This window comes from Nostoc sp. NOS(2021) (genome assembly GCF_017115025.1).
GTDB lineage: Bacteria > Cyanobacteriota > Cyanobacteriia > Cyanobacteriales > Nostocaceae > Nostoc.
Genome location: NZ_JABXKM010000038.1, coordinates 19,769 through 29,021, shown reverse-complemented (window position 1 = coordinate 29,021; position 9,253 = coordinate 19,769). Strand labels below are relative to the sequence as shown.

Sequence of the window (9,253 nt, the reverse complement as noted above, 5' to 3'; positions counted from 1 at the left end):
GGCGATCGCTATCTCCTCCCTGGCAATTTAATTCCTCTTCAGAGAGAGTAAAAACAGGATGTGATGCTCAAAACAAATATTGTGTCTACATTGCCTACTAAGAATAACTACGCTGTTCATTAGAAACTAAGTTGAAGGCGCAAATTAACTATGTTAAAAGAATCTAAAAGTTTAGTGCTATGCGATCGTGACAGAGATTTGTTTATGTCGGTAATGCAAAATCCGCCAGAACTGAAAGGAAAACTCAAATCTGCTATTTACAAATATAGACAGAAGTATGACAAAGGATGCAAGGCTGGTAAAACCTAGACGTGTAACTTAGGCGATCGCTCTTTTGTAGAGAACGAGTGATACACCAAGATTATTTCTGGGAATACTGAGATTAAGTCTATTTTGACAAACAATTATGGTTAATCCTTTTACTCAGCGACCAGAACCACATCTGTTTAAAGGAGGAAATCCTTCAGAATATGAGGTAGTAGAAGGTGAAGCAGGTACTTGGGGTACTCGCTATAGAGCGAGTGGAGAGACAATTCAATCCGTTAGACCAGCTATTGATATGTTTAACATTGCTAATCTGGGGGTAAATATACTCAATCTTGGTGTAGGCATTTACAATGCTGCCCAACTTCACAAGGTCAAAAAGAAATTAGACCGTAATCAAGAGCAGATACAATCATGTGTTGATAAGTTAGACAGAAATCATGAACAAGTTCAAGTCTTTTCAGATAAATTAGACAGAAATCATGAACAAATTCAGACTTGCTTTAACAGTATTAAAAATGCCCTTACTGTTCAACACCGCACTCTTGAGTTATTAGTTTGTAATCAGTGTAACTTAGCACAGCAAATGAATATTCTCCGTGAGGAGATGCGTACAGGTTTTCAAAATGTTGTAGAAGAAGTTAAAGATTTAGAAGCTCGTAGCCGTAGAGATGAGTTTCAGACTCGAACTTTTCTACTACTCAAAACCTATGAACGATTTACCTATACAGTGCCTGAATTACTAGAAGCAGATCCACTTATTCAAAGAGCCGAGGAATTAGAAGCTTGGCTGCGAACTCAACTTAATCGTATTGAAGTAGGCAAACCGGAAAGATTGCCACTAATGGTAGCTCTTGCTTTTAGTGTCAGAGCAAAAGCTGATGCCTTTGAAGCTAAAGGAGGAGATTACACAAGTTTTGCTACTAAAGATATTGGTCTACTAATAAATCAACTGCGTGATGAGGCTCGCGCATTCTGTGAAGGACGCAGTTTATATACCCTTGGAGTAGAAATACCAGAAATACTCTACCAGTACGCCTTTTTGAATCGAAGTCTTTGCAAAGGGTATGAATTTCAGAAAAAAGTTAAGCAAGTTGATTCGGAATTGATTTTTTCAGCAGAAGAGTTGAATTGGGATGATGGAATGCAAGAATTAAGAGAATTATTTAAACCTAACATTGAATATACTGAATTTTTGGGTGGACACCAAGATATTAAGCTAAATACTATGGCAGATTACGATTGGTACATACGTTTTGCAAATCAAGATAGATTAACTTTTAACGTTCACTCTCATCCCTCAATAAAACTTTCTAATATTCTATGGAAGATAGGTCATCCAGAATTTAAGACTGGGGGAATTGAAAAAACTACACTCAATACTCTTATGTCTTTTGCTCTACCTGAAAGAGTTAATAAGATTTCACATCTTATACAAGCAGAGTTTAAGCTAGAGACTTCCCCTAAACTTCTTGTGGGTAAAACTGATTTTTAGTCTTAGGGGTAATAAGTCTTTTTACCCCAATCCCTTGAACCACCCAAAGCTACAAAATTTGATGAATACTCTCAACAACCTGCTCAATAAAATCAACTGTATCACCAACCATTGATTCGTCAATATACCAGCGATTACCTATGTTGAGGGTAGGATCTATATCTGCTTCATGAGCAATTTTGTTTCTGCGATCCACAATTAAAGTAAGTTGTTGCTTAATATCTTTAGGAGGTTTACTCATTTTACTAGCAACCTCATCCCACAATTGTTTATCCGAAATTTGCCTAATTGCATCAGCTATTTTATCAGGCTGCTGAAAGCTTTTATAACTTAAACCTTTTCTAATCTCATCTTCTAACCATGAAGTATTATTTAATCTGTTCAAAATACTATTTGATATAGCTGGAATTAAACCAGAAATAGTATAAGACTGCTGTAAAAAGTTAGCTCCATAAACCTGCTGAATGTCAGTCTCTATCCAAGAGGCGATATCTATGGCTATTCTTCTATCCTCACGAGCGCTTCCCAAGGAAACTTGAAAACGGGAAAAGGCTGAAGATGCTGGTTCAGCACGTTGTCCTCGATGAATTTCCAGCATACCCAATGTGACAACCTCATGGATATAATAATCCAAGGCACTAACAGTTAGAACTAGGGCAGCTCGTAAAATGTCTGAAAGATCCAGAGCAGCAGTAGCTTGAGCCTTAACTGAAGTATGAAGAGCAATCAGATCCCGAACACGCTGAATACTAATACGAAATTGGTCAAGCGCTGACTGCATAACTGGATGATAGTGCAATAATTTTATCTGCTAAGTCAGAAAAAGTTTTTTTAAACTCCTCTTGCTTTGCCTGATTATTATCTAACACCTTGCCTTTTTGATTTAACTGTTTAGATGTTAGCGCATAAACAGGTGTACTGTATTCCTGTGATAGAGCAATTAAACTGTTAAAGTTAGAAATTTTTGTCATGGTAAAATTACTATTAATCTCCTGGTTGGTATAGATATTATTAGGCAATAGCAGATTATTATCACGTAAAATTGGAACTAGTTGAGAAGCAACTCTTCGCTCAATTTTTTCTATCCATGATTGAAATGCTGCTGTTTCTTTACCCCTAATAATTCTATAGTTTTGAACTATAGTTCCTAAAAATTTCAAGTTAAATTCTGGGAATGGATAAGTGGCTTCCTTTAATATGGGGTTTACGCTTGCCATCCTTGCCCAAGCACACCACTTTGATAAAATTCTAGACAGAGAATCAATTGCCATTACAGAGAAAAAATCAGCCGTTGTAGGCACTAAGAAAAAGTCGCTTGTCATCAGTAAATTCTGATTGATTGCTCCTAAACTCGGACTCATATCAATCAGAATATAGTCAGCATTAAATTTATTAGCAGTTTTTTCTAAAAGATCAGAAATAGCACCTGGCAAGTTTTTGAGCGTCTGAATTGAGCCACTGAGTTCCTGCGCGATACCTAATGTTACTTCGTATTCAGCAAAGCCAACATGACCAGGTAATAAGAATAAACCTTCTTGTCCTTCTATCGGAATACAATCTACAGCTTCAATAGCCCGTGGCTGTGACTCAAAAGCAGGAGCCAAGCCAGTTTTGATATTTGAATGTGTATTGTAGATATTTTCTATCCTTGCCTCGTCATCTTCAGTTTCTTCTTTTAGAGCTATTCCTGTTAGATTACATTGAGGATCAGTATCTACAAGAATAACTCTCTTACCCTTTGAAGCAAGCATCCAACCTAAGTTAAAAGTCGTTGTGGTCTTACTGACACCACCTTTGTGATTGAACAAGGCAATTTTGTGAACCATCTTATTTTGCTTTTAAACCTTCTAAAATCTTGTGAATACAGGTATTATTTTAGAACCTGTATGACTTAAATATAGCTTCTAAAAAGCTTACAGAACAGCAATTTATTTAACGCACTCTTACCCCAATCCCTCAACATCAGCACTTTCGCCTTCTGACTCAACAGGCTCAAACTTTACCTTGTTGTATAAATCTTCTAGGGAAATTTCAAATGGTACAGTTACAAGTGCGATCGCTTCATCTTCTTGATCATATTCACGAAGCGCCCATTGCTTTTTCCCAGTTTTGGAAAATTGATCTATATGAATCCGAGTTTGGTCAATTAATAAATATTCTTGGAAGGTAGAAATAGTTCGGTAAGCCTGAAATTTACTTTCGCGATCGTAGTTTTTAGTAGATTTAGACAAAACCTCAACAATAACTTGGGGATTTGTAATAATATCTGTACGGTTGTTGAAAAATTCTGGTTCACCGACTATTACTGTCACATCTGGATACGTGTAGATACGCTTTTGGTGTATCCACAGACGCATATCGCTATTAAACACTTCGTATTCTTGTTGTCTGAACGCGAAGTTTAACACAGCATAGAAATTACCAGCTATACGATTGTGATTTGCTGTTCCACCCGCCATAGAAATTATTTGCCCGTCAATGTATTCACTTTTGTAGTCAGCAGCTTCTTCTAGCTCTAAATATTCCTCTGGGGTATAGTATCGCTGTTGTGTTATTTGCATAATTTTATCAGGTAGCAATGTTTAACGATGCAGAGTGTCTAGGCACTAAAGAGATTTCACCCATGTTTACTGAACAGTTTAACGTGGTTGGATAGAGGTGTTATGTGTTTTGTACAAGGTGAGCGAGCGCTATCTAAATTCACAAAGTAGCTCACATCCTATTGATAACCAGCTGCTTGTAACAGAAACAACTTGGCATAACGTCCTCCTAGCTGTAACAATTCTTCGTGAGTTCCCTGTTCGATAACTTCGCCGTTTTCTATAACTACGATTTTGTCAGCCATCCGTACCGTCGAGAAGCGATGGGAAATCAAAAGTACCATCTGATTTTGAGTAATAGCGCGAAAATGATTGAAAATCTCAAACTCAGCTTGGGCATCTATTGCCGATGTTGGTTCATCTAACACTAAGATATCTGCTTGCGATCGCATAAAAGCACGAGACAGGGCAATTTTCTGCCACTGTCCCCCAGAAAGTTCCTGTCCTCCCTTAAACCAACGACCAAGCTGAGTCTGAAAGTTGTGGGGTAATTGGTCAATAAAAGATTGGGCCATGCCTTTTTGGGCAGCAGTTTGCCAACGGGTTTTGTTTTCCAGATGTTCGACATCGCCCACGCCAATATTCTCACCCACAGTGAATTGATAGCGGACAAAGTTCTGAAAAATCACACCAATGCGACGCCGCAAGACATCCACATCCCATTCCTGCAAATCCAAGCCATCTAAGAAAATTCGCCCAGAGTCCGGCGTGTAGAGTCGGGTAAGTAGTTTGATTAAGGTAGTCTTACCGGAACCGTTTTCACCCACAATTGCCAGTTTCTCTCTGGGTTTCAAGTGTAGCGAAATGTTTCTCAATGCTGGCTTGGAACTTCCCGGATAAGTAAATGATACGTTCTCAAAACGGATACCATCTTGGGAATTTAAACCAATGGTTGCCTTACCCCAAGACTTTGGAACTTCTTCTTCCAGGAAATCGTAGAGATTTGAGAGATATAGGTTGTCTTCATACATCCCTCCAATAGAGGTGAGGGCATTGGAAAAAGTAGACTGTCCTTGACGAAAAACGGTGAGATACAGTGTCATATCTCCTAAAGAAATCTTACCTAGCACTGTTTCCAGCACAATCCAAGCGTAAGCTACGTAAAAAGCACCAGTACTGACTAAACTCAGGAGATATCCCCACAATCCTCGCCTTAGAGTCAAATCGCGGTCTTCGCCATAGAGTTGATCAAACAAGTCGTGGTAACGTCCTAGCAGCATCTCTCCCAGCTGGTAGAGTTTGACTTCTGTGACAAAATCTTCTCTGGCTAGCAGATTTTCTAAGTAGTGCTGTTGGCGGGTTTCTGGCGCACGCCAACTAAACAAGCGAAAGGCTTCTCCAGCAAATTTCGTTTCCGCAATAAATACAGGCATAGCTGCCAAAATCAGTACCACCACCGCCCAAACTGAGAAATGTATTAGTAAAATACCGTAAGTGACAAGGGAAAGAGCATTTTGCACCAACCCAAAGGTGCGGTTTACTAAGGAAAGGGGACGAACTGATGCTTCTCGTCGGACATTGGTTAATTTGTCATAGAATTCTGAGTCTTCAAACTGCCTAAGATCCAGTGTCAGCGCCTTTTCTAAGATGAGTATATTCACACGCTGACCCATTAGCGCCCGCAATAACGACTGACAAATAATCAGTCCCCGCTGACTGCCTGCTAGTAAAATTACAGCGATCGCTTCTAATCCTACATACAACAGAGAGGGATAAATATTGACAAAACCATTGCTGTGTGAATTAACTTGAGATGCAAATACCACTGCATCAACAATTAATTTACTAATGTAGGATATCGCCGCCGGTAAAAGACCAGCAACTATTGTTAAACTAGCCAGAAGAATAGTCAGCGATCGGCTAGTAGTCCATACTAAGTTTACAGCCCGTCCACTGTAGCGGAAAACCGTCAGTGATTGGCGTAGGATATTTCTTTTTTTTTAATTTTCATCTTTTTTTGGGCGAGATACCCCAGCTTGGGCAGATATTCCTAACTCTTTTAATCTTTATAAATTTTACATTTTTATCAGAATGTTGGCTGAAAACCCCGAAGTTGAAACCTAAAAACTAGTATAGTTAGGTTGCCTTAGCCTCCGGTCGGGGTGGTAGCTGAAGGTTATCTGCTGGGAAGAAGTTGGGCAATATTGGAAACCTTTACACAAACAGCCCTCTTGCTTTATGAGTACAGGGATTTATGGCAACAAAGGCTTGATTTTCTTGCTTAGGAGTCGAGAAAGCTGCTTTTGATAGTGTTGGATGAGAAAAAAAATTCGATCCGTGCTATGGTTACTGTCGAGGTGGTATAAGAGTACGTATTTACTATTTAAAGGCATGGCTCAAGCAGGCTCCAAGCAATTAGGGTTATTTCAGAAGCAAAAAATAACTAGGCAATCAGAAATCAGTAGTGAGCCTTATTGCACTCAGACCTATGGGGCAGCATACTTAGGAGATAGCCTTGAGCTTATAAAAAATCTCAAAGATTCTAGTGTTAATCTAATTTTGACATCACCCCCATTTGCCCTTACCCGCAAAAAGGAATATGGAAATGAGAGTGCGGAAACTTACGTCGATTGGTTTCTTCCATTTGCATATGAATTTAAGAGAGTACTTGCTGAAGATGGATCATTTGTAATTGATCTGGGAGGTGCTTATCTTCCTGGTAATCCAGTTCGTAGTATCTATCAATATGAATTGCTAGTTAGGCTCTGTAAGGAAGTCGGTTTTTTCTTGGCTCAAGAGTTTTATCACTACAATCCTGCTAGACTCCCCACACCTGCGGAATGGGTTACTGTTAGGCGTATTCGAGTAAAAGATTCTGTTAATACTGTTTGGTGGCTATCAAAAATCGAACATCCAAAAGCTGACAACAGAAAGGTTTTAAAGCCTTACAGTGAAAGCATGAAACAGCTTTTGAAGAATGGCTATAAGGCTAAATTACGCCCTAGCGGTCACGATATTTCTACTAAGTTTCAAAAAGATAACTCAGGAGCAATTCCACCTAATCTTATTGAAGCAGCAAACACGGAATCGAATAGCTCGTATCTACGGAAATGCAAAGAATCAGGAATGAAACCTCATCCAGCACGTTTCCCTGCATCTTTTGCCGATTTCTTCATTAATTTCTTGACTGATAAAAATGATCTTGTACTAGATCCCTTTGCAGGTTCAAACACAACAGGATTTGTTGCAGAAAATTTACAAAGGCGATGGATGGCTTTTGAATTGAACGAGGAATACTTGATCGGAAGCCAATATCGTTTTGACGAGTGATTTGGCTGGGGGTGAATTGTGCGTAAACTTACCAAGGATGATCTTCTCAGTATTGTCACACGCTCTGTTTCGGAGTGTGGTTGGAATGTTCTTTATTTAGAAAGCCGGGTTACTCACCCTTTGAGGCTACAAATTTACAGGAATGATGAAAGCTATCGACTTCGTATCTATATTTGGAATTTGACTCATGGAGGGGGATCGGCAAGACCTAGAAGCGAATACCGTATCCAAATTACAGGCTTGCCTACTAGCTCTTTTGAGCCTGAAATTGGGGGGAAAACTCTAATTCTTGGTTGGTGGGATGAAGATGGAGTTTTTGCAGGTTTTGATTACAACAAGCATTCTGGAATACTAGGATCTTCACCCTCAATCCAGATCCGTGAACAATACCTTCGCAATGCCCACATTAATGGTTTTTCTGCTTGTGACAAAGGAAATGAAGAAATAGCAATTGCATTTAAGCCTAGCTTCTTTATTGAATATGTCAGAGATTTAGAATCTCTACACGGTTTTGGAGAATCTGAGCATGACCTCGGTGTTCTTGAAACTGTAGCTGAGAAACCTAACACAGTAAATGATGCAGAAATTGAATCAACTAGCTGGGCTCGCCAAACAGTAATTCGGACTGTCAAGAAAAGATTAAGAGATTCCAGTTTCCAAGATCGGGTTTTAACTGCCTATAACTACCGATGCGCCATGTGCGGTGTGCAGCTTGATTTAGTACAGGCAGCCCATATTGTACCAGTAAGCCACGATGATGGAACTGATGAAACTTCTAACGGGATGGCGTTATGTGCATTGCATCATTACGCTTATGATCGTGGTCTTGTATTCGTGGATGAGGACTACTCAATTAAGCTAAATGAAAGGAAGATCAACAAACTCCGTGCAAGATCACGCGATGAAGGGTTAGAAAAATTTACTGAAGCTCTAAGAGCTTTAATTCTTCTTCCTCCATCCACATCAGATCGCCCCCATAGGCATTATTTGTCTATTGCCAATTCCTTACGTCTTGCAGCCTGAGAGTACAAATCTAGAGTTCATGCAATTACTAGCAGTCGGCAACCTAACACTGCGCTGCAACGGACGGAACAAATATCTCGGTTATGTCCCAAAGGTTGTCTGCCGCCGCTGCACTTCACCGTTATGCGTCGTTATACATATAGCTCCAGAGGGTGCAATTGCACAGGTCAAAGGAGTTGCCCAGAAGAGGGACTGATAGCGAATTTGACCCTGGATTAAGCATAAACACTCATTTTTGCGTTCTCTTGAACATGCCCTAATCATTAAGTACCTGAGCAAAATTAATTGAATATTTTTGGAACAAATCAAAATCCCTGTAGTGTTTATCTGTTCCCTTTTCCCTCTCCTAAATGTACAATTTATTTTGCACGACTACTTATAGCAAGGGACTGGGGACTGGGGACTGGGGACTGGGTTGAAAGTCTGTTTGTATATAGGTTTTATCATCAGTTAATGTCCTAACCTCCTTGTCCGTTGCTATATCTCAATTATTTTCGCAGTTGGACATCATTACAGCGTTGAAACAATACAGTTAGCAGTACAGCAAATTATTATTTGTGGAGGTAGTTTGCGAGGGGTTGAAAAAAACTTCAAGTTGGGT

At 39.5% G+C, this 9,253-nt stretch carries 8 protein-coding genes; 4 read left to right on the top strand and 4 right to left on the bottom strand.

Translation table 11 applies throughout. From position 1 onward, the window contains the following. Window positions 1–150 precede the first annotated feature (150 nt). The gene (locus HWQ41_RS04660) at window positions 151–309 is read left to right on the top strand and encodes a hypothetical protein (protein WP_292760292.1); all 159 of its coding nucleotides are present in this window, start codon (window positions 151–153) and stop codon (window positions 307–309) included. Window positions 310–406: 97 nt separating this feature from the next. Beyond that, on the top strand, window positions 407–1,759 hold the full coding sequence (locus HWQ41_RS04655) for a hypothetical protein (protein WP_292760291.1): 1,353 nt from the start codon (window positions 407–409) through the stop codon (window positions 1,757–1,759). Between the two features lie 49 nt (window positions 1,760–1,808). On the opposite strand, the gene HWQ41_RS04650 is transcribed toward HWQ41_RS04655, so the two are convergent. From HWQ41_RS04650 to HWQ41_RS04635, 4 genes are all read right to left on the bottom strand, one after another. Then, complete coding sequence (locus HWQ41_RS04650) at window positions 1,809–2,540, bottom strand: HEPN domain-containing protein (protein ID WP_292760290.1); 732 nt, start codon at window positions 2,538–2,540, stop codon at window positions 1,809–1,811. Continuing rightward, entirely contained in the window at window positions 2,524–3,585 is a 1,062-nt protein-coding gene (locus HWQ41_RS04645) for an AAA family ATPase (protein ID WP_292760289.1), read from the bottom strand. The genes HWQ41_RS04650 and HWQ41_RS04645 overlap by 17 nt, the downstream gene beginning before the upstream one ends. 117 nt (window positions 3,586–3,702) lie before the next feature. Further along, entirely contained in the window at window positions 3,703–4,320 is a 618-nt protein-coding gene (locus tag HWQ41_RS04640; protein WP_292760288.1) for a Uma2 family endonuclease, read from the bottom strand. Window positions 4,321–4,478: 158 nt separating this feature from the next. Continuing rightward, window positions 4,479–6,287 carry an ABC transporter ATP-binding protein gene (locus HWQ41_RS04635; RefSeq protein ID WP_292760295.1) on the bottom strand — a complete coding sequence of 603 codons (1,809 nt, stop codon included), beginning with the start codon at window positions 6,285–6,287 and terminating at the stop codon, window positions 4,479–4,481. 403 nt (window positions 6,288–6,690) lie between these two features. Between HWQ41_RS04635 and HWQ41_RS04630 the strand changes: the two genes are divergently transcribed. Further along, window positions 6,691–7,629: a site-specific DNA-methyltransferase gene (locus HWQ41_RS04630; RefSeq protein WP_292760286.1), complete on the top strand. Its 939-nt coding sequence runs from the start codon at window positions 6,691–6,693 to the stop codon at window positions 7,627–7,629. An 18-nt stretch (window positions 7,630–7,647) separates the two neighbouring features. Then, complete coding sequence (locus HWQ41_RS04625; protein WP_292760284.1) at window positions 7,648–8,652, top strand: HNH endonuclease; 1,005 nt, start codon at window positions 7,648–7,650, stop codon at window positions 8,650–8,652. Window positions 8,653–9,253 lie beyond the last annotated feature (601 nt).